A 22,311-nucleotide genomic window follows, 5' to 3' on the forward strand; every position below is an offset into this window, starting at 1 on the left:
GGCTTATTGGATCTCCACATTTTCAAGTTGAGTCGTTACTTGATCAGCAACTTCAACCACTTCTTGAACTGGAATGTAGCTATTCGCTAACCACGCCATACTTGAGTTAGAAACGTCAAGGAAGCTTTGTGGATATAGACCAAGCCAAAGTAGACCAAACGCACAGATCAACAATAATGCGATTTCACGTGCATTTAGATCTTTTAACGGATTTGTATAGTGCTGCTGTTGCGCTTCATTTGGTACACCAAACAAGGCTTTGTGAATCAGGATCAAACCGTATAGACCCGCAAATACCAAGCTGATTGCCGCAAGAATGGTAAACGCCGGGAATTTCGCATAAGCACCCATCAGGATCAGGAACTCACCAATGAAGTTACCTAGACCTGGAATACCCACCAACGCCGCAACGAAGAACATCAGGAAGAATGCAAGATACGGGAACTGACCACGCATACCGCCCATCAAACGCATATCACGCGTATGCACACGCTCATATACCTGACCACACATAATGAACAGCGCAGCAGATGAAATACCATGTGCCAACATCATGATCATCAGACCTTGGAAGGTCAGGATGTTACCTGCGTAGATCGCAAGTAAAACGAAGCCCATGTGTGAAATAGAGGTATAAGCCAACAGGCGTTTCATGTCGGTTTGTTGGAAAGCACACCAAGCACCGTAGAAAATACCGATTAAACCAAGAATGATTGCGAAGTCTGCAAACTGTGCAGACGCTGCCGGGAAGAACGGAATCACGAAACGTAATAAACCGTACGCTGCAGTCTTAATCAAGATACCTGCAAGATCGACAGAGCCCGCTGTTGGTGCTTGTGCATGTGCATCTGGTAACCAGCCGTGTAATGGGAAAACTGGAAGTTTTACCGCAAAACCGATGAATAAACAGATCATGAATGCATAAGCCACCGCTGGCGCCTGAGCATCAAGCGTATTCGCCACACCTAATAGATAGTTGTAGTCGAAACGGATTTCGCCAGTCATGGTATAGCCCACAGTCACCAGACCAAGGATACCAATCAGCATCACCAAACCGGCAACCTGCGTGTAAATGAAGAACTTGTTAGCTGCATAAACACGTGACTTGCCTTCTGCCCCTTTATGACCCCAAAGGGCAATCAGGAAGTAGATCGGTACCAGCATCATCTCCCAGAAGAAGAAGAACAGGAACAGGTCAATCGCAAGGAAGACACCGATGACACCACCCAACGACCATAAAAGGTTCAAGTGGAAGAAACCAACGTTCTTTTGAATCTCGCCCCATGAACAGCCTACTGCCAGCACACCCAGGAGTGCAGTCAAGCCAACCATAAGAAGTGATAAACCATCCACTGCAAGGTGAATGTTAATGCCGAGGGTTTGAATCCAAGGCAATTTGAATTCGGCAGCCCACGAAGGTGTAGCACCGCCTAATTCATAGTTATAAGTACCAGTCTGCCAAAGGACGATGGTCAAGACCAAGGTCACCAGCATACCGATCAGCGCGATATAACGCGGCAAGTGTTGGTCGAGTTTATCGACCAACCAGCATATGAAACCTGCAATGAACGGAATGAGGATCAGAGCCGGCAAAATAATATTGTTTGGAGCTTCCATTTTATTTCCCCACGACCTGAATCACGATCAAGATCATCAGTAGGACAACGACACCGAGCCCCATACTAGATGCATATTCACGCAGTGAACCGGTTTGACGTGAACTTGTAAAGCTGTGACCACCTTTAACAAGTGCAGGAAGTACCAGCCATAGGCCATCAATTGGATCACGACCAAAGATCTTCGCGAACATTAAATATGGCTTCACGAAAATGATGTCATACAGCGTATCGAAACCTAATGCATTACGGCAGATATTGACCAAGCCAGCACCCACAGAAGTGGCTGCAAAACGTTTGACTGCATTGTAAGCAAAAGCGAACAACACAACACCCACTGCAAGACCTGTTAACGCAACAGCGATTGCGATGTATTCAGCACCATGTGCACCCGCTTCAAGCGCTTCAGGAATAATGAAGGCTGGAATTTGTGCAGCATCCAGAATACTCATCACTGGTGCTTTCAGAACGATCGCCAGACCTGTTGAAAGTACAGCAAGAATCGCCAGTGGCGCCCAGTAAGTTGCACCTTTGATTTCATGATAAGGCGTGTTTTCTTTGCCGAAGAATACAACCCAGATTAAGCGGAATGTATAAATAGACGTTAAGAATGCACCTGCAACACCCACCCAGTACAGCGTGTTATATACCGGTAAACCAGCAATATGACTTTGCGTCCAGACTGCAGCAAGAATCGCATCTTTTGAGAAGAAACCAATGGTCAGGAATGGAATCGCTGCCAATGCACCGCCACCAATCGCGAAACATGCAAACAGGAATTTGTTCTTGTAGAACAGACCACCCATCTTGAAGATGTTTTGTTCGTGATGGTAAGCCAGAATCACCGCACCTGACGACAAGAACAAGAGTGCCTTGAAGAATGCGTGAGTTAGCATATGGAACAGACCAGCCTGATACGCTTCAGCACCCACCGCCATAAACATATAACCCAGCTGACTCATGGTTGAGTAAGCCAGAATACGTTTGATATCGGTTTGAACCAGTGCAGCAAAACCAGCAACCAGTAAGGTCACCGCACCTGTGATCGAAATAAATACCATCACTTCTGGCGCAAGTTCAAAGACTGCGAACAGACGGCAGCACAGGTAAACACCCGCTGTTACCATCGTTGCAGCATGGATCAATGCAGAAACAGGTGTCGGACCTGCCATCGCATCGGCTAACCATGTTTGTAACGGGATCTGTGCAGATTTACCCGCCGCACCCAAGAACAATAACAATGCTGTCCAGATGGTCAGAGATGAACTTTGTGTCATTACAGTCGCTGCATTTTCAACGATGTACTGAATGTTCAAGGTACCGAATTGCTGGAAGATCAGGAACATGGCAATCAGCAAGAATACATCACCGATACGGGTCACGGTAAATGCCTTGATTGCCGCCAGACCATTTGCAGGGTTCTGGTAGTAATAACCGATCAACAGGTATGAACACAGACCTACGCCTTCCCAACCTAGGAATAACAACGCCAGGTTATCGCCCAATACCAGCAACAACATGCTAGCAACGAACAGGTTGAAGTAAGAGAAGAAACGTGCGAAGTCTTCTTCACCACGCATGTACCATGATGCAAAGATGTGAATCAAGAAACCCACACCTGTCACCATGCCCAGCATCAGTAAAGATAAACCATCCAGTTGCAAGCTGATGCCCGGAGCAAAACCACCAACACTGAACCAGGTCCAAAGGTGTTGTACTACTGCAGTTGAACCATTGTTAACAAAGTCCATACCCGCAATCAGTGCGAACAGTGCAGATAAACCGACTGCACCCACACCAATGATCGCTGCAACAGATTCCGGAAGCTTGTTACGCCCCGCCGCCAACAGGACAAAACCAATGAGCGGAAATAAAATTGTTAGATATAAATAACTCATCCGCGCATCTCACTAGCAGCATCCACATCCAGGTGATGGAAGCGATGATAGAACTGAAGGACGATCGCAAGACCAATACAAGCCTCTGCCGCAGCAAGCGTCAGGATCAGGATAAACATGATCTGACCATCTGGCTGTGCCCATGCACTGCCCGCCAGGACGAACGCTAAAGCAGCAGCGTTCATCATGATTTCAAGGCTCATTAAAATAAATAGTAGGTTGCGTCGCACCATTACACCGTAAAAACCCAGTGCAAAGAGAATAGATGCAACGATCAAACCATGCTCTAAAGGGATGTTGCCCATTATTCTTTTTCCTCTTCTGCATCTGGTTCACGTTTACCCAAATGGAATGCAGCTACCAAGGCAGCAAGCAATAACATCGCGGCAACTTCAACCAACAACAAGTATTGCGTAAAGAGTGCTTGACCCACTGCTTTCGGGCCCACCATTTCTGTACCCATTACCAGTGAAGCTTGTGTGTAATCAGAGTTTAATACCCATACCAGCACCAAACCGATCAGGAAGCTCATCAACGCCGGATAAGCCCAAGCCGATGAGGTCAACCATTTGCGTTCTTGTTCAACGGTCTGCTCACCCAGGTTCAGCATCATCACCACGAACACGAACAACACCATGATCGCGCCCGCATAAACGATCACTTCCAGCGCACCAGCGAATGGCGCACCGACGATCAGGAACATGCCTGCGACTGCAAGCAATGACACGATCAGGCTTAATAAAGCATGTACCGGATTCGCGTTAGTCACCACGCGAACCGTAGAGACAATGGCCACGAGGGCCATTAAATAAAATGGCCACATCATGGTAATAGACTCCGTACATCAACAGGTGCACTTTCACGCTGTGCTTGACCTTTGTCCTTGCCTGCAACTGCCATACCGGTTACACGGTAGAAGTTATAGTCAGGATATTTACCGGGACCAGAAATCAGCAGGTGTTCTTTTTCATAGACCAAGTCCTGACGAACATATTCGCCAAGCTCGAAGTCCGGGGTCATCTGAATCGCAGTGGTTGGACACGCTTCTTCACACATACCGCAGAAAATACAGCGTGAGAAGTTGATACGGAAAAATTCCGGATACCAGCGACCATCTTCACGTTCTGCTTTTTGTAGTGAAATACAGCCTACCGGACAGGCAACCGCACACAGGTTACATGCCACACAGCGTTCTTCGCCATCAGGGTCGCGTGTCAATACGATACGACCACGGAAGCGTGGTGGCACGATTTCTTCGGCCGGCACTTCCGGATATAAAATGGTGTCACGTTTACGTGTTGCGTGGCTGAACACCATCCACAACGAACGAACGATTGACCCGAATCCAGCTAGAAATTTAAACATTTTGTTCTCCCTGCTGTCTTAGGCCTGATTCATCAGAATCACAGCACCAGTTACCAAAAGGTTAACCAACGCCAATGGCAAGCAAATTTTCCAACCAAAGTTCATCACCTGGTCATAACGTGGACGCATTAATGAACCACGCGCCAGTACAAACATCATTACAAAGAATGCTGTTTTGATAATGAACCAGAATGCTGCTGGAAGGAACGGAATATCAAGGTTGAATGGCGCAAGCCAGCCACCGAAGAATAAAGTCACGATCAATGCAGAGATCAGTACCACGTTGACGTATTCCGCAACGAAGAACATCCCCCACTTCATACCGCCGTATTCGACATGGTAACCTTCTGCCAATTCTTGTTCTGCTTCTGGTTGGTCAAATGGGTGACGATGCGTTACCGCAACACCCGCAACCACAAAGATCAGGAAGCCAAGGAACTGAGGAATCACAAACCATACATCTTTTTGCGCTTCAACGATTTCACGCATGTTGAATGAACCGGCAATTGCCACCACACCCATCAATGAGATACCCAAGAACACTTCATAAGAAATGGTCTGAGCCGCAGAACGTAAACCGCCCAGTAAGGCATATTTGTTGTTTGATGACCAGCCACCGAACAGGACTGCATAAACTGCAATACCGGCCATTGCCATAAAGAACAACAGGCCGATGTTCATGTCTGCTACACCTAAATAAGGTGATACAGGAATAACCATGAACGACAGCACTGCAGTTGCCATCGCAACTGCAGGCGCCATACGGAACGTCAATTTGTCAGCAAACTTAGGTGTCCAGTCTTCCTTGAACATGATTTTCAGCATGTCGGCAACAATCTGGAACATACCGCCCGGACCAACACGGTTCGGACCGTAGCGGTCTTGCCACAAGCCGAGTAAACGACGTTCAATAAAAGACATCAACGCAGCGATCAGTACTACAACCAGCAAGATCACAATCGCTTGAATGACTGAATAGGCAATTGGCCAGTTTTCAGCCCACAGCGGCGTTTGACGGATTAATTCTTGTTCCATGAATTACACTCCTACCGCGACTGAAACAGGCTCTGCAAGAGATACCGTCGGTACCAGACCGATTGGGTAGCCAATATAACCTGTCGGTAAATATTCAATCACTTGAACTGGAAGAACGATTGACGTCTCACCTGCTTTCACCGTGATTGTCTGACCATCTTGAACATTCAGGCGCGCTGCATCCTGCTCACCCACTGCAAATACCGCTTCAGGAATACGTGTTTCCATCGCTGGTGTTTTTACCGTGAATTCACCTGAACCAAAGATATGGTGCATTGGTACCAGACGGAAGCTTTCAGCATTGACCAGAACAGGTGCCGGTGCAACGAATGTACGTGCCGGACGTTTTGCCAAACGGTCGAATAAACGAACGCCTGAATCACCACCTTTCAGTGAACCACCCACAGTTTCCTGGAACTTGTTCCAGGCTTGTGGCGAGTTCCAGCCTGCAGACCATGCAAATGGAACCAGTGGAGATGGGGTCTGGTCTCCGACATAACCTTCCATCGAGAACGTTAATGCAGAGTCTTGATCTGTAGGCTGTTTCGGCTCATGTACAGACAATGGCGAACGCATTGAAGTACGACCTGAGTAACGACGTGGTTCACGTGCCACTTTCAAGCCATGAACACGGAAGCCCGCATCAGGTGCGACATCCAGGATGCCTTCAAGCGCAGGAACGTTCTTCGCCACTGACTCGATTACGTCATCCAGTAAAGTCCAAGAAATCGCTTTGCCTTTTACGCCTGTTTCCAGAGCGTGTAACCAGCGCCAAGATTCTTTGATCGCCAATTCAGGATTGTAGTAGCTTGGGTCATACACTTGGTAGAAACGTTGTGCACGGCCTTCTTGCGATACAACCGTACCATCACCTTCCGCAAAGCTTGCGGCAGAAAGTACGATGTCGGCTTTTTTCACTGTTTCAGTTTCAGAATGATCCAGTACGATCACATCTTTACCTGCAAGTGCAGCATCAACCTGTGCAGCAGGAAGACGACGGTAAAGGTCGTTTTCAACCACAATCACAGTATCGTAATCTTGTGCAAATGCTTGCTCTAGGCTTTGACCACCCAAGATTGCCATACCCATCGAGTTCACTTCAGGAACCGTCAAGGTCAGACCTGCATTACCCAGATTCTGTGCAACTTGTGCAGCAGCTTCCATGATGGCAGGATCTTGCAAGCTTGTACCCGAGATAATCAGTGGTTTCTTCGCAGCTTTTAAAGTGTCCGCAATGGTTTGTGCAAATGCTTTGGCATCGTCATCTAAACCAAGAATCGTTTCACCCGCAACTGCTGCAGCAACTGCAAAACCTAAACGCGCGATGTCGTTTGGAGAAGCAACCACTTCGCCTTCAGCAACATCAGACAAACGGGTTTGTGTCGCAGCCAGGATGTAAATCGGAGATTTTGCATCTTGGGCAATACGTTGTACCGGCTCAGCTAACCATTCTTGCGTACGGCGCTCTGCCGCCATCTCTTTGCCTTTATTTTTCGCAGCCTGGCGAACAGATAAAGCCATACGTGGCGCAGTTTGTGTGAGGTCTTCACCCAAAATTAACACAGCATCGTAGCTTTCAATTTCACGCATGTTCGGGTTGTAAACACCCTCGGTTTGCATGATAGAAGCTGCCAACTCAACCAGATTCTTTTCTTTTTGAGATAGACCTGTTGAGAAGTTCTCTTGACCCACCAACTCACGAAGTGCGAAGTTTGATTCAAGTGATGCACGCGGTGAACCAATACCCAATACTTTTTTGCCCTGGATATTTGCAATGACCGTGTCTAGTGCTGCATCCACTGAAACAGTTTCAACAGTTGCACCTTGACGGAATTGTGGTTGACGCGGACGGTCCTCACGGTTCACATAACCTGTACCGAAACGGCCTTTGTCGCATAGGAAGTACTGGTTGACTTCACCGTTATAACGGTTTTCTACGCGGCGAAGTTCGCCATAACGCTCACCCGGAGAGATGTTACAACCTGAAGAACAGCCTTGGCATACGCTTGGCGCATACTGCATGTCCCATTTACGGTTGTAGCGAGCCGAATGAGTTTTGTCGGTGAATACACCTGTTGGACATACTTCAGTCAGGTTGCCCGAGAATTCAGACTCTAAAGTACCTGATTCAGGACGACCGAAGTACACACGTGATGCATTGGCATACACGCCGAAGTCCGTACCACCTGCGTAGTCTTTGTAATAACGCACACAACGGTAACACGCGATACAACGGTTCATTTCGTGAGAAATGAATGAGCCAAGCTCCTGGTTGTAATGGGTACGCTTCGTGAAACGGTAGCGACGACGGTCATGCTGCGTCATTACAGTCATATCTTGTAAATGACAGTGACCCCCTTCTTCACAGACTGGACAGTCGTGCGGATGGTTGGTCATCAAGAATTCAACAATCGAAGCACGGAAATCTTTGGCTTCTTTGTCTTCAATCGAGATGTAGGTATTGTCAGATGCTGGCGTCATACATGACATGACCAAACGGCCACGCGTATCTTCTGGATTCGCGTACTGGGTCACGGCACATTGACGGCAAGAACCGACAGAACCTAAGGATGGATGCCAACAAAAGTATGGGATATCAATGCCAAGACTCAAACATGCTTGTAGCAAGTTTTCCGAGCCGTTGACTTCATACGATTTGCCATCGACATGAATTGTAGCCATAGTCGAATTCCTTAAGCTTGTTCTACGTTGCTGGTTTGAGCGGCGGCATTCACAACCTTCGCTTCAAATTCGCCACGGAAATATTTGAGTGCGCCCATAAGCGGCTCCATTGCACCCGGTGCGTGGGCACAGAAAGTTTTACCAATCCAAAGCTTACGAGTCAGTTCTTGTAAGTGATCGATATCTTCTTTCTTACCTGTGCCATCTTCCAGTGCTTTCAGCGCTTTCACAGCCCAAGGTAAGCCATCACGGCAAGGCGTACAGAAACCACATGATTCGCGTGCAAAGAATTCTTCGAGGTTACGTGTCGCTGAAACCATACATTGGGTTTCATCTACCACCATCAACAAACAAGTCCCTAAACGCGAACCTGCTTTCATGATGCTTTCCGCATCCATAGGAAGATCAATATGCTCGGCAGCCAGGAAGTCAGTCGATGCACCACCCGGTAACCATGCTTTCAGTTTTAAGCCGTCACGCATACCACCCGCATGGTCTTCAATCACTTCACGTGCTGTCGTACCAAATGGAAGCTCCCATAGACCCGGGAATTTTACCTTACCTGATGCACCATAAATCTTGGTGCCTGGATCTTTCGACTTACCCGCAGACAAGTTGATATACCATTCAGGACCACGCAGCATGATGGCTGGTAAGTTGTTGTAGGTCTCTACGTTGTTGACAATCGTAGGACGACCCCAAGCACCTGCAACTTGCGGGAATGGCGGTTTAGTGCGCGGGTTGGCACGGCGACCTTCTAGCGAGTTAATCAATGCAGTTTCTTCACCGCAGATATAACGACCCGCACCGGTATGCACGTGTAACTCGAAGTTCCAGCCTGTACCAAGGATGTTATCCCCTAAGTAACCTTTGGCACGAACTTGCTCAAGTGCTTCATTTAAGTACTGAGCAGCTTCAATGTACTCGCCACGGATAAAGATATAACCGTGTGTTGCTTCAAGCGTATAGCCTGCAATCAGCATGCCTTCGATCAATTGATGCGGAAGATCTTCCATCAACAAACGGTCTTTAAAGGTACCTGGTTCCATCTCATCGGCATTACAAATCAGGTAACGTGGACCTGAGTTGTCGTTTGGCGCCATCAAAGACCATTTGATACCTGCCGGGAAGCCTGCACCACCACGACCTTTTACAGTCGCTGCCTTAACCACTTCCAATACATCTTTAGGCGACATGGTCAGTGCTTTTTTAAAGCCTGCATAACCTTCCAGCGCTTCGTAATCATCTGCATTACGTACGTTGGCTTGTTTGCTTAAACGCCATGTTAATGGATGCGTTTCCGGGTTACCGTCGCCATAAATTGGTTTTGGTTCAGTATTCATACATACTTCTCCAACAGCTGTTTCACCGAAGTCACTTCAACCAGACCGTGCGTGTCTTCATCAATCATTAAGGTTGGACCTTTGTCACAGTTGCCCAGACAGCAAATTGGCAGCAAAGTAAAACGACCATCTGCAGTCGTTTGACCAAACTGGATGCCTAATTCGCGCTGGAATGCTTCTGCCAAAGTTTCCGCACCCATCAGGAAACACGCAATCGAATCACATAATAAAATTACGTGACGACCGACCGGCTGACGGTAAATACGGTTATAGAACGTTGCCACACCTTCAAGGTCTGCAACGCTCATGCTCAGCATTTGTGCGATGGCATTCATTTGCGCATCATCTACCCAGCCATTACGGCGTTGTACACACTTCAGCGCATCTAGACACGCTGCACGTGGGTATGGGTAGTGCCCCATGTGATGTTCGATATCGTGAATTTCGTCCGCAGTCAAAATTCCTTCAACATTCACACGTGGCTTTTTATCAGTCAAAATCATCATAATGCGTTTACCCCTTAGCGATCCACGTCAGCCATTACGACGTCAATGGTCGCTAAATAAATGATTAAGTCAGACATAAGGCTGCCGTTAATCACAGAAGGCATTTGCTGTAAATGCGTGAAGGTTGGTGTACGGATACGGGTACGGTAACTCATGGTTGACTTGTCTGAAGTCAAGTAGTAATTCGACGCGCCTTTCACCACTTCTGCCATCACAGATGCTTCACCCGCCGGCATTACAGGACCCCAAGATACGCTCAGGAAGTGCGTAATCAAGGTTTCAATATCTTGTAATGTTTTGTCTTTTGGTGGTGGAACAGCCAATGGATGGTCTGCTTTGTACGCACCAGACGGCATATTATCTAAACATTGTTTGATAATTTTCAGTGATTCTTCGATTTCACGGTAGTGAACGATGACGCGTGCATAGGCATCGCCTTCATACTCAACCGGTACTTCGAAGTCGTAATTTTCATAACCGCTATATGGGCGGTATTTACGTACGTCAAAGTCGATACCTGTAGCACGTAAACCTGTACCTGTTACACCCCAAGCCAATGCAGATTTTGCATCGTATTGCGCAACATTACGGGTACGACCCACAAACACCGAGTTTTTCAGCGCTGCAGTATGGTATTCCTTCAAACGTTTCGGCATCCAGTCCAGGATTTCACGGATCAGATGCTGCCAGTTGTTTGGAAGGTCGTGTGCAGTACCACCGATACGGAACCATGCCGGGTGCATACGGTAACCGGTGATCGCCTCAATCGCGTCATAGATTTTCTGACGATCGGCGAACATGTAGAAGACTGGCGTCATACCGCCGGCATCCTGAATCGCAGTACCAATGAACAGCAAGTGGTTATTGATACGGAACAGTTCAGACATCATCACGCGGATACATTGCGCACGGTCAGGTACAGTAATACCCGCCATTTGCTCTACGCCAAGCACGTAAGGCATGTTTTGCGCACAACCACCGAGGTAGTCGACACGGTCTGTATACGGAATGAATGAATGCCAGGTTTGACGTTCAGCCATCTTTTCCACACCGCGGTGGTGATAACCGATATCAGGCACACAGTCTTTCACTTCTTCACCGTCCAGCTGCAAGATCACACGGAACGCACCGTGCGCAGATGGATGGTTCGGACCCAAGTTCAGGAACATGAAGTCTTCATCGGCATTGCCGCGCTTCATACCCCAATCTTCAGGGACGAAGCGAAGATGTTCCTGTTCGTAGTCCTGTTTGGCTTTATCTTGCAAATATGGCGTATATTCAGTCGCACGTGCAGAATATTCTTTACGTAGCGGATGACCTTCCCAATAGGTTGGCAACAAGATACGACGGAGCATTGGATGCCCTTCGAAATTGATCCCGAACATATCGTAAGCTTCACGTTCGTACCAGTTGGCATTTGGCCAAATATTGGTTGCTGTTGGAAGATTCAAATCGCTTTCAGCTAAAGCAACTTTAATACGAATGTCAGTATTACGCTCGAGCGACAACAAGTGATAGAACACTGTGAAGTCAGACGCAGGTAAACCGTCGCGGTGCGTACGTAGACGCTCATCTACCGCTGACAAGTCGAACAACATCACGTAAGGACGTGACACTGTACGCAAGAACATTAAAACTTCTTGTACACGTGCGCGCTCAACCCAGACTGTCGGGAAATCCTCGAAAGTCGTTTGCACAAAGAAGTTCTCACCAAATTTGGTTTTGAGTTCTTCAATGATGGCAAATGCTGGGCGTGAATCAACAGACGTTGATTCTGGCATAGCAATGTCAGTTTCAGCCATTGGCTTGGCTTCCTATTTAATACAAATTCAGTCAACCTAAACGACAATTACACCCATAGCGGGTGCACAACAAAACAACCTGTCGTTTAAATTATTTAATTTCATCCATAGAGCGTAAGTTCTTCACAGCAACACGCTGGTCTTTCTTACGGTCACGTTCCGGCATCATCTTTGGCTTATACACTGGCTTAAGATCATCACCGATCACCGCAGAAAGCGGACGACGCTCTAGTTGAATCTGGTCTTGCAACAGCATTAATGCCTGAATCAAAGCTTCAGGACGTGGTGGGCAACCTGGAATATACACATCGACCGGGATGATTTTATCCACACCTTGTACGACTGAATAAATATCGTACATACCACCTGAGTTGGCACATGCACCCATTGAAATGACCCATTTTGGTTCAAGCATCTGTTCGTACAGACGCTGAATTACTGGCGCCATTTTTACGAAGCAAGTACCCGCTACAATCATTAAGTCCGCCTGACGCGGTGAAGCACGGATAACCTCGGCACCAAAACGTGACAAGTCATGCACGCCGGTCAAGGTCGTTGCATATTCTACGTAGCAGCAAGATGTACCAAAGTTAAATGGCCAAACTGAGTTTTTACGACCCCAGTTGACTGCTGTATGTACCACATCCTCTAAGCGAGTCATGAATACATTTTTATTCACTTCTTCTTCTAGCAACGGATCTTCTACAACAATACGTTCCTGAAGTGGATATTGGTCAGCATTCGGATTCGCACGGGTTAATGTATATTTCATCCCGTCTTACTCCTTATCAGATAATTGAGTTTGTGACTTTTTCACAAAACCAGATGATTGAGCCGGGATTTGACCCGTTGGATCCATCACCAATTCTTCAATCGAGTTGAAGCGCGTAATTTCTGCAAGATCCATATTTGGCGAACCAATCTTAGCTTTAATTCCTGCTGCCTTACGTCTGTCTGAAGGTGCCCAATTGAGTGCGCCTGTCGATAATTCGTAAATCAAACCAACAAGTAAAACTATGATAAAGATAGCTGCAGTTGCAAAACCAATCCAACCTACCTCACGAACAGAAACTGCCCATGCATATAGATAAAGTGCTTCTAAATCAAACACCACAAAGAAAATTGCAACTAAATAGAACTTTGCAGACAAGCGGATACGAGCTCCACCTGCGCTAACTACACCTGACTCAAACTGCTCCTGCTTGGCACGGCCCCATGATTTACCCCCGAGGAGTAATGGGACAGTCAGCATAAAGACGCATAAAAATGTAACGCCGATCACGAAGGCAATAATTGCCCATTCGTATGGAGTAATAGCACTCATGCGGGGATAACTCCTGGCAGGCCTATTTGTTAACAAAGAATGTATGTATTGGCCTTCAAATACACCAAACACAAAATTAATCCCGCCAATTGTACCTGATTTTGGATTTCACTTGCTAGTTTATAAGCCTTAGTCTTTGGGATGATTTTTTAGACATTTCAGCATTTAATTTGACTTTAATCATTCAGAATTCGTTTTAATCGTTTTCCCAAATTAAATTTTAATTATCTATTAATTTTTCTATAAAGAGCACTTCCAGAAAATAGGCTGATCGATGAGCTGCTTTTCTCGCCTACCCATTTAGATATAGTCTTTTTCACTATTGAATCCAAGTTAAATCGAATAAAAAATTATTTTAACAACTATTTTTTCTTTCAAACCAATTGATTTAACTTGATATTTAATGTGATTTTTTATATTTAACTGTTGCTTTACCCCCTGCAGCTACTTGGTAATCTTGGATTGGCAATTGTGTCTTTTTGCAACATGCTCAACAGGCTGATTCAGAATATGTTATTTCTATTTCTAAACCACATCATGACATTAATAAAGTAACAATAAGGAGTCCTTGCATGTCTCTACGCTTCTCCCATCGACCTAATTATTTTTTATTTGCTCAATTACTGGTTCGACATATAGAAAATTACATCCAGAAAAACCCCAACATAAGCCAGGCGGCTTTTGACTTACGTGACATCCATGCACTTTTTCAAGAGGACCATGCTTCTTCCAGCATCAATCTGGATGGCATTATGAATATCGCTGACGAATATAAAGTCGAAACGTTATCAGGCGACCAAAAACTGATTCAGCGTTATAACGTCGATGCGAAAAATACCAAACTGGTGATCGACTTTAACTCTGAAGCGCTACAAAGCTTAAAAGAGGGTAAATCACTCATTGAACCTGATGCGACCATTCAGGAATAAAAATCGCTCCTAATAAAAAACGATGCCGATGCATCGTTTTTTATGACTAAAATCATTTATACAATATCAAGCTAAATGATCACTCGCTTCCTCAGGCTTTTTTTCTAGCATCTTGCGCTTACTCTTCTTGACATAACGCTGTGCCGGCCAGGTCATGGTAAAACGCGCGCCACCCAGCGTCGGACTTTGATCCACCTGAATCGTACCACCAAACCAGTACGCAATCCGGCTGACAATGGATAAACCCAAACCATAACCACCCGAAGCACGGGTGCGGCTGTCATCCAGCCGGGCAAAGGCTTCAAAGACCCGGGCACGATCCACTTCCGGAATTCCCGGGCCATCATCTTCAACAGAGACATAGGCCTGACCATCCTGATCCAGACCACCACTGATCAGCACCTTATTGTCGCAATAACGCACCGCATTGCCGACCAGATTCTGAATTACGCGATGCAGATAACGGTGTTCTGCCTCAACCACCACATCAGGCATTGAATGTAGCTCAATGATTTTCTGGGTTTTTAATGCTTCAGTTTCCAGAGCTACCTGATTCAGCACTTCAAACAGATTGACCTTTTCAAACTCGATCGAAGGCATGCCCTGTTCTAGCTTGGCATAGGTCATGATCTCGTCAATCAGGGTATTCAGCGCCTCAATATCTTTATCAATCTGTTCGACCTGTTGCAGACGATAATCGTAATCATCTTCATCTGCCATCATTTCCACACCAAAACGAATCCGCGCCACTGGTGTACGAAGTTCATGCGACACCGCACGCATCAATTCACGTTGGGCTTCAATCAGGCGCTGAATATGATCAGACATATTGTTAAAGCTAGAGGCCAGCGTTGCCATTTCGTCACTTCCTTCTACAGGAAGACGCAATGACATATTACCGGTTTTCATTTTGTTTAAGGCATAGCTGACTTCACGCAACTTGCGCTGCATTGGCACCAGCAAACCACACACCCCCAGACTCAGCACAAACAGGCTCAATAAGGTAATACCAGTCGCTAACTGGAATGGCATCCAGTTAAACAATGGCACCGGTCCCATCACCAAGACTTGTGAGGTCGAACCTGGAATTGGCGAAATAATTGAAATGGTGGTGCCACGGATTGAGGCACTATCCCGATACAGGATAATACTGTGATCAAGACGCAAGCGCCCGATCTGCTCGGAATCTAAAGGTAAATTCTGGACATTTTCGATAGAAACCGGATAAGAAAAATAATCCTGAATACGAGCCAGATATTCTTTTTCCTGACCTGGATAGTAGACCAGATAGTCCAGGATAAAGACTGGTAAGGCCTTCATCTGGCGCTCAGTAATGCTGTCGGCCTTAATATAAAGGTAATGACCCGGGTCATCGCGCAGCCCAACCACAATATAGGCAATACCTGATTCGGCGTCCCAACGCACCACCGCCTTACGTTCGGCAATACGGCGTCCTTCAGCACGGGTAATGTCGACCTTGCTGGCTTCTACATAGTGAATGGGCAATTCCAGCAAATCGGAGGCATCAGAAACCCAATCCATTTTTTGCTGGAGATTTGGCTGGCGTGCAACCCCTTCACTGATGATATATGCCATACCATCAGTCAGGGATTCGCGATATTCTTGCGCACGCTGATAGTTGATAATCTGTACCAACAGATAGCCGAACACCGCCACCAAGACGACAAGGATGACGAGTCCTGCGTATATACGCAAAAATATACTGTGTTTAAACACCTATAATTTATCCTGCTTGTTCAAGCAACAAACCACATTTGCTTAAAGACCATTGGTCTCTTTAACAAAAAGATAACCTTTACTACGTACTGTTTTAATACGCTTCGGATTTTCTGGATCGTCACCGATTTTTGGACGGATACGAGAAATACGTACATCGATTGAACGGTCTTGACCATCATATTCGATACCACGTAAACGCTCGAAAATATCTTCGCGAGAGAGAATACGGCCAGCATTCGATGCAAGCAACCATAACAGATCATATTCTGCGCTGGTAAAATCAACCAGATCGCCATTTAAGGTCACTGAACGACCGCCGTTGTCGATGACCAGATCATCAAATTCGATGCGCTGTGCCACTTCATCTTCAGGTACCTTATCAGTACGGCGCAATAATGCACGAATACGTGCCAGCAATACACGCGGTTGAACAGGCTTAGCGACATAGTCATCTGCACCCATTTCCAGACCTAAAACCTGATCCATATCTTCAGTACGCGCAGTCAACATCAAAATCGGTTGATGATAATGTGGACGCACTTCACGGCAAATGGTCAAGCCATCCGCACCTGGCAACATCACATCCAGCACCACCATATCTGGCTGCTCGGCAATAATCCGACGAATGGCACGGTTACCATCCGGCTCTACCCCCACCTCAAGTCCGTTACGAATGAGGTATTCTTGCGTTAAACGGGCAAGACGCTCGTCATCTTCAACAATTAAAATCTTGGGTAACTTTTCTTCTTGGCTCATGTATTGCCCCTTATTTGGTGGATCTACGCTATAGGCGTATCCTTTTGAAATCCAATAGATACGTTTTTAATATGCTTGCAATATACACACGTTTACATTGTAAACAAGATAGCGTTCACCAAACTGATACATCAAGATAGCATTTTGTAATATTTTATCGTGCATTTTTTGGACAATTATGCTTGAAACAGTGGCTTAGATCTGATTTGCGATTTACACAACTATTACATGGACAAAATATGACTGCTTGATTCAGCACTTTTTAGTTATCCACAGTGTTATCTATAAGCACTTTCTTTTGACTTTGTTATGCTATGCCTTGCCTGATAAGGCTTATACAAAAATCAATAAAAATAGCGATATTTTTACAAGGATTAAAGCACAACTTAAGAAAAATATTTAGCTAAATGTCAATATTGATCTACCCTAAATTTTCCCGTATCTTGTGTTCAATTAATTTTAAAACCACTAGGTCTTGTGTTTATTCCTCAAACACTGTGGCACGAATTTTGCCCAGTTCAAACGGTCTATAAACATAAAAATAGATGACAATGGAGCTATGCTAACATGAGCGTAATCACTTCAACTCCTGGTCAACTTCAGGTGATTAAACGCACCGGTGATGTTGCCGCTTTTGATGCAGAAAAAATTTCTGTCGCAATTGGTAAAGCGTTTTTGGCGGTTGAAGGCCAACAAAGCGCTGACTCGAGCCGGATCCATGATCGTATCGAGCAACTGACGGAAATGGTATTAAATACCTTTAAACGTCGCTTACCTTCTGGCGGAACGATTCATATTGAAGAAATTCAAGACCAAGTTGAACTTGCGCTAATGCGTACGGGCGAACAGAAAGTTGCACGCTCTTATGTCATTTACCGTGAACAACGTTCTGAAGCACGTAAACAGTTAGGTGCACATCATCACCCGACCCTGCAAATTACCGATGCTGAAGGCAAACTCAAGCCACTAGATTTAAGTGCTTTAACTGCGCATGTTACTAAAGCAGCAGAAGGCCTTGAAGGCATTGATGTACAAGCCATTGTCGATGAGACCGTGAAAAACTTGTACAACGGCGTAAAAGAGTCGGACATCTCGACCACGATGATGATGGCGACCCGTACCCGTATTGAGCAAGAGCCTAACTATACATATGTGACTGCACGTTTATTGCGTGATGACCTGGTTGCGACTGGTTTGAAATTCCTGGGCCTACCTGTAGATACAGTTGAAGGCGATGCGCTGGAAACTTACCTGAAAAAAGGGATTGAGCTTGAGCTGCTTTCTCCAGAATTATTGAACTTTGACTTGGCGAAACTGGCAGCGGCGATTCAACCGGAACGCTCTAACCAATTTACTTACCTAGGTCTGCAAACATTATTTGACCGTTACTTCATCCATTCAGATGGCGTACGTTTCGAACTTCCGCAATTGTTCTTTATGCGTGTTTCTATGGGCTTGTCGCTCAATGAAGAAAACCGTGAAGAGCGCGCGATTGAGTTCTATAACTTATTGTCTAGCTTCGACTACATGGCTTCGACGCCTACCCTGTTTAACTCAGGTACGTTACGTCCACAATTGTCTAGCTGCTACTTGACTACGATTGATGATGACCTGTATGACATTTATGGCGCGATGCGTGATAACGCAATGCTATCTAAATGGGCAGGCGGTTTAGGTAATGACTGGACACCAGTTCGTGCTTTGAACTCATACATCAAAGGTACAAATGGTAAGTCGCAAGGTGTTGTTCCGTTCCTGAAAGTGGCGAACGATACAGCTGTTGCGGTGAACCAGGGCGGCAAGCGTAAAGGTGCAGTTTGTGCATACTTAGAAACTTGGCACCTCGACATCGAAGAATTCCTTGAACTGCGTAAGAACACTGGTGATGACCGTCGTCGTACCCATGACATGAACACTGCGAACTGGGTTCCTGACCTGTTCATGCAACGTGTATTCGAAGATGCAGAATGGACTTTGTTCACCCCTTCTGAAACGCCTGATCTGCATGATTTGACTGGTGCTGAATTCGCTGAGCGTTATGCACATTACGAAGCGATTGCCAAAGAAACAAACATGTTGCACAAGAAAATCCGTGCAAAAGATTTGTGGCGCAAAATGCTGTCTATGCTGTTTGAAACAGGTCACCCGTGGATCACATTCAAAGACGTATGTAACTTACGTTCACCACAGCAACACGTTGGTGTGGTGCACTCGTCTAACCTGTGTACAGAAATTACCCTGAACACCAGCAAAGAAGAAATCGCAGTTTGTAATTTGGGTTCAATCAACCTGGTACAACACGTTCAAGGCGGTGTTCTTGATCGCGAAAAACTGGCACGCACAGTTAAAACAGCCGTTCGTATGCTCGATAACGTGATTGACATCAACTACTACGCTGTTCCGCAAGCGCGCAACTCGAACCTGAAACACCGTCCGGTTGGTATGGGTATCATGGGCTTCCAGGATGCACTGTATGAGATGAACCTGGCTTATGGTTCTGATGCTGCGGTTGAGTTTGCTGATGAATCGATGGAAGTGATTTCGTACTACGCGATTTCAACATCTAGCGATTTGGCTGTTGAACGTGGTACATACGAAACCTTCAAAGGTTCATTGTGGGATCAAGGTATCCTGCCAATCGACTCGCTTGATCTGGTTGCGAAAACTCGTCCTGAACGCATGTTCGAAGTAGACCGCACTCAACGTCTGGACTGGGATACTTTACGTGCCAAAGTTCAAAAAGACGGTATGCGTAACTCGAACGTGATGGCGATTGCACCGACTGCAACGATTTCAAACATCTGTGGCGTATCTCAATCAATTGAGCCAACGTTCCAGAACTTGTATGTGAAATCCAACCTGTCTGGCGAATTCACCGTGATTAACCCATACCTGGTACGTGCGTTGAAAGAACGTGGTCTTTGGGATGCGGTAATGGTCAATGACCTGAAACACTTCGAAGGTTCTGTTCAGAAGATTTCCCGTATTCCTGAAGAGCTTAAAGCGATCTTCGCGACTGCGTTTGAAGTTGAAACTCGCTGGATCGTGGATGCTGCATCACGTCGTCAAAAATGGATCGACCAGGCGCAGTCTCTGAACCTTTACATCGCTGGTGCAAACGGTAAGAAACTGGACATCACTTACAAGATGGCCTGGTTACGTGGTCTTAAGACAACTTATTACCTTCGTGCATTGGGTGCGACTTCTGCTGAGAAATCGACTATTAACACTGGCGCATTGAATGCAGTTAAACCTGCAACTGTTGCGGCTCCTGTTGTAGCAGCAGCTCCGGTGGTTGAAGCGCAAAAACCTGAAGCTCCTGCAGAGGAAGAAGGTTTTGCTCAAGCGGCTCCAGTGCCAATGGCATGTTCAATTGACAACCCTGATTGTGAGGCTTGCCAATAATTTAGGCTTATACAGCTACATTGAGATAATGATGATTACTAACATGACAACATGTTGTAAATCAGATATCTGAATAGTTGTATTGGTTTAGATGTCCTGATTTTCAGCATGTTTTCCACGAGAAAGCATATGAAGAAAGCAGCATCAATGCTAGGTGCATGTGTCATAGCGATTTTTGGTACAACAGGTTTGGGATTTTATTTTTATAACTCTCAAACCAATATTGATCAGAGTAAAATCACAGGCTCTAACAGTCTGAATAACTCTTCAATGAATGTTACTTATAACATTAACCATCATCACTTTTACGCCACTGAGCAGAGTAAAAAATAAATTAAAGGAAATCAGCATGCCTCATATGACTCATAACTACATGTTAGGACTTGCGGCATTGCTGATTTCCTTTGGTATTACCTTTTATTTACCGATTGCTTATTTCTGGTTCAAAGTTCGCCAGCAGCGTAAGCAAAATAAGTAGTGGGGATCATTGCTCCTGTATAAAACTAGAGCATTCATCGACAAAACTTAATTTTGCTTACACAAATTAAGCGTATAGTAAGACATCTCAGCCAAGCTGAATGTCTCATAAAAGATATAAAGCAACGTAGAGAGAATTGATATGTCTATCCTAAGTTGGGACGATTTCGAAGATGATTCGCAAAAACCGGCTGCACCTGAACAGCAGCCTGCGCCCGTCGAGCCGCAAAAAGCGACTAATTCACAGATGGTATCTGATGCAGGCAACGCATCGCCGGATGTGGCAGCTGCACAACCCCTTAGAGCCACTCAAAACCGAGGATCAAATCCAACCGATTCGCTGGCAAGAGCATCTGCTTCCCTAGAGCAACTTGATGTTGCACCGGGCCTGGAAGAGCTTGAAATGGGTGCGCAACGTGTACAGGTTGATGATAAGGCGATGATCAACTGTCGTGCAGACTTGAACCAGCTTGTTCCATTCAAATACGAATGGGCTTGGCAGAAGTATCTGGACGGATGTGCAAACCACTGGATGCCGCAAGAAGTCAACATGAACCACGACATTGCGTTGTGGAAGTCTGAAAATGGCTTGACTGAAGATGAACGTACCATCGTGATGCGTTCACTTGGTTTCTTCTCGACTGCCGATTCACTGGTTGCAAACAATCTGGTATTGGCGATTTACCGTCACATTACCAACCCTGAATGCCGTCAGTACATCTTGCGTCAGGCGTTTGAAGAAGCGATTCACACGCATGCTTACCAGTACTGTATCGAGTCGCTAGGCATGGATGAAGGCGAAGTCTTCAACATGTACCGCGAAGTACCGTCAGTTGCACGTAAAGCGGCGTGGGGCCTGAAATATACCCAGTCTTTAAGTGATCCTACTTTCAAAACTGGTACACCTGAAAATGACCAGATCCTGCTTCGCAACCTGATCGCATTCTACTGTGTCCTTGAAGGTATCTTCTTCTATTGCGGTTTCAGCCAGATCCTGTCGATGGGCCGTCGTAACAAGATGAATGGTGTTGCAGAGCAGTTCCAGTACATTCTGCGTGATGAGTCAATGCACCTGAACTTTGGTATCGATATGATCAACCAGATCAAGATCGAAAACCCGGGTCTATGGACCACTGAATTCCAGGAAGAAATCATTCAGATGATTCTTGAAGGTACGATGCTGGAAATCGAATATGCACGTGACACTATGCCACGCGGTGTACTCGGCATGAATGCTGGCATGATGGAAGAATACCTGAAGTTTATTGCCAACCGTCGTCTGGCGCAGTTAGGCTTGCCTGAACAGTTTGCTGGTGTGAACAACCCGTTCCAGTGGATGTCAGAGATGATGGACTTGCGTAAAGAGAAGAATTTCTTCGAGACGCGCGTAACAGATTACCAAACTGGCGGTGCGTTAAGCTGGTAAGGTTTAG

At 45.9% G+C, this 22,311-nt stretch carries 19 protein-coding genes; 5 read left to right on the forward strand and 14 right to left on the reverse strand.

The window, feature by feature from the left end:
- Positions 1-3 precede the first annotated feature (3 nt).
- From nuoM to ndhC, 12 genes are all read right to left on the reverse strand, one after another.
- Positions 4-1,617: an NADH-quinone oxidoreductase subunit M gene (gene nuoM / locus F995_RS05845; RefSeq protein ID WP_004280767.1), complete on the reverse strand. Its 1,614-nt coding sequence runs from the start codon at positions 1,615-1,617 to the stop codon at positions 4-6.
- Between the two features lies 1 nt (position 1,618).
- On the reverse strand, positions 1,619-3,514 hold the full coding sequence (nuoL, locus tag F995_RS05850; protein WP_004280768.1) for an NADH-quinone oxidoreductase subunit L: 1,896 nt from the start codon (positions 3,512-3,514) through the stop codon (positions 1,619-1,621).
- On the reverse strand, positions 3,511-3,819 hold the full coding sequence (gene nuoK / locus F995_RS05855) for an NADH-quinone oxidoreductase subunit NuoK (RefSeq protein ID WP_004280769.1): 309 nt from the start codon (positions 3,817-3,819) through the stop codon (positions 3,511-3,513). Before nuoK ends, nuoL begins: the two co-directional genes overlap by 4 nt.
- Positions 3,819-4,337 (reverse strand): NADH-quinone oxidoreductase subunit J, encoded by a 519-nt coding sequence (gene nuoJ / locus F995_RS05860; RefSeq protein ID WP_171054322.1) that lies wholly within the window; start codon positions 4,335-4,337, stop codon positions 3,819-3,821. Before nuoJ ends, nuoK begins: the two co-directional genes overlap by 1 nt.
- Complete coding sequence (gene nuoI, locus F995_RS05865) at positions 4,337-4,879, reverse strand: NADH-quinone oxidoreductase subunit NuoI (RefSeq protein WP_004280771.1); 543 nt, start codon at positions 4,877-4,879, stop codon at positions 4,337-4,339. The genes nuoJ and nuoI overlap by 1 nt, the downstream gene beginning before the upstream one ends.
- Before the next feature lie 18 nt (positions 4,880-4,897).
- Complete coding sequence (nuoH, locus tag F995_RS05870) at positions 4,898-5,914, reverse strand: NADH-quinone oxidoreductase subunit NuoH (protein WP_004280772.1); 1,017 nt, start codon at positions 5,912-5,914, stop codon at positions 4,898-4,900.
- 3 nt (positions 5,915-5,917) lie between these two features.
- Complete coding sequence (gene nuoG / locus F995_RS05875) at positions 5,918-8,596, reverse strand: NADH-quinone oxidoreductase subunit NuoG (RefSeq protein WP_004280773.1); 2,679 nt, start codon at positions 8,594-8,596, stop codon at positions 5,918-5,920.
- Positions 8,597-8,607: 11 nt separating this feature from the next.
- Positions 8,608-9,939, reverse strand: a complete 1,332-nt coding sequence (gene nuoF / locus F995_RS05880) for an NADH-quinone oxidoreductase subunit NuoF (protein ID WP_004280774.1) — start codon at positions 9,937-9,939, stop codon at positions 8,608-8,610.
- On the reverse strand, positions 9,936-10,445 hold the full coding sequence (nuoE, locus tag F995_RS05885) for an NADH-quinone oxidoreductase subunit NuoE (RefSeq protein ID WP_004280775.1): 510 nt from the start codon (positions 10,443-10,445) through the stop codon (positions 9,936-9,938). The genes nuoF and nuoE overlap by 4 nt, the downstream gene beginning before the upstream one ends.
- A 14-nt stretch (positions 10,446-10,459) precedes the next feature.
- On the reverse strand, positions 10,460-12,247 hold the full coding sequence (gene nuoC / locus F995_RS05890; protein WP_004280776.1) for an NADH-quinone oxidoreductase subunit C/D: 1,788 nt from the start codon (positions 12,245-12,247) through the stop codon (positions 10,460-10,462).
- Positions 12,248-12,338: 91 nt separating this feature from the next.
- Positions 12,339-13,019: a NuoB/complex I 20 kDa subunit family protein gene (locus F995_RS05895; RefSeq protein ID WP_004280778.1), complete on the reverse strand. Its 681-nt coding sequence runs from the start codon at positions 13,017-13,019 to the stop codon at positions 12,339-12,341.
- A 6-nt stretch (positions 13,020-13,025) separates the two neighbouring features.
- Positions 13,026-13,571, reverse strand: a complete 546-nt coding sequence (gene ndhC / locus F995_RS05900; RefSeq protein WP_004280779.1) for an NADH-quinone oxidoreductase subunit A — start codon at positions 13,569-13,571, stop codon at positions 13,026-13,028.
- Between the two features lie 572 nt (positions 13,572-14,143).
- On the opposite strand from ndhC, the gene F995_RS05905 reads away from it, so the two are divergent.
- Positions 14,144-14,500, forward strand: coding sequence for a hypothetical protein (locus F995_RS05905; RefSeq protein WP_004645876.1), 357 nt, complete (start codon positions 14,144-14,146; stop codon positions 14,498-14,500).
- A gap of 66 nt (positions 14,501-14,566) precedes the next feature.
- On the opposite strand, the gene bfmS is transcribed toward F995_RS05905, so the two are convergent.
- Both bfmS and bfmR read right to left on the reverse strand, forming a co-directional pair.
- Positions 14,567-16,237 (reverse strand): sensor histidine kinase BfmS, encoded by a 1,671-nt coding sequence (bfmS, locus tag F995_RS05910; protein ID WP_004645877.1) that lies wholly within the window; start codon positions 16,235-16,237, stop codon positions 14,567-14,569.
- 42 nt (positions 16,238-16,279) lie between these two features.
- Positions 16,280-16,996 carry a response regulator transcription factor BfmR gene (bfmR, locus tag F995_RS05915; RefSeq protein ID WP_004280782.1) on the reverse strand — a complete coding sequence of 239 codons (717 nt, stop codon included), beginning with the start codon at positions 16,994-16,996 and terminating at the stop codon, positions 16,280-16,282.
- A 567-nt stretch (positions 16,997-17,563) separates the two neighbouring features.
- Here bfmR and F995_RS05920 point away from each other — a divergent pair.
- The 4 genes from F995_RS05920 (at position 17,564) to F995_RS05930 (ending at position 22,304) form a co-directional block, all read left to right on the forward strand.
- Positions 17,564-20,401, forward strand: a complete 2,838-nt coding sequence (locus F995_RS05920; RefSeq protein ID WP_004645878.1) for a ribonucleoside-diphosphate reductase subunit alpha — start codon at positions 17,564-17,566, stop codon at positions 20,399-20,401.
- 129 nt (positions 20,402-20,530) lie between these two features.
- Positions 20,531-20,734, forward strand: a complete 204-nt coding sequence (locus F995_RS05925) for a hypothetical protein (RefSeq protein ID WP_004645880.1) — start codon at positions 20,531-20,533, stop codon at positions 20,732-20,734.
- Between the two features lie 16 nt (positions 20,735-20,750).
- A complete protein-coding gene (locus F995_RS17090; protein WP_004645881.1) occupies positions 20,751-20,879 on the forward strand; it encodes a hypothetical protein in 129 nt (42 codons plus the stop codon).
- 141 nt (positions 20,880-21,020) lie between these two features.
- The gene (locus tag F995_RS05930) at positions 21,021-22,304 is read left to right on the forward strand and encodes a ribonucleotide-diphosphate reductase subunit beta (protein ID WP_004645882.1); all 1,284 of its coding nucleotides are present in this window, start codon (positions 21,021-21,023) and stop codon (positions 22,302-22,304) included.
- Positions 22,305-22,311: the final 7 nt, after the last annotated feature.

It is taken from the genome of Acinetobacter sp. CIP A162 (genome assembly GCF_000367905.1).
GTDB classification, from domain to species: domain Bacteria; phylum Pseudomonadota; class Gammaproteobacteria; order Pseudomonadales; family Moraxellaceae; genus Acinetobacter; species Acinetobacter lwoffii.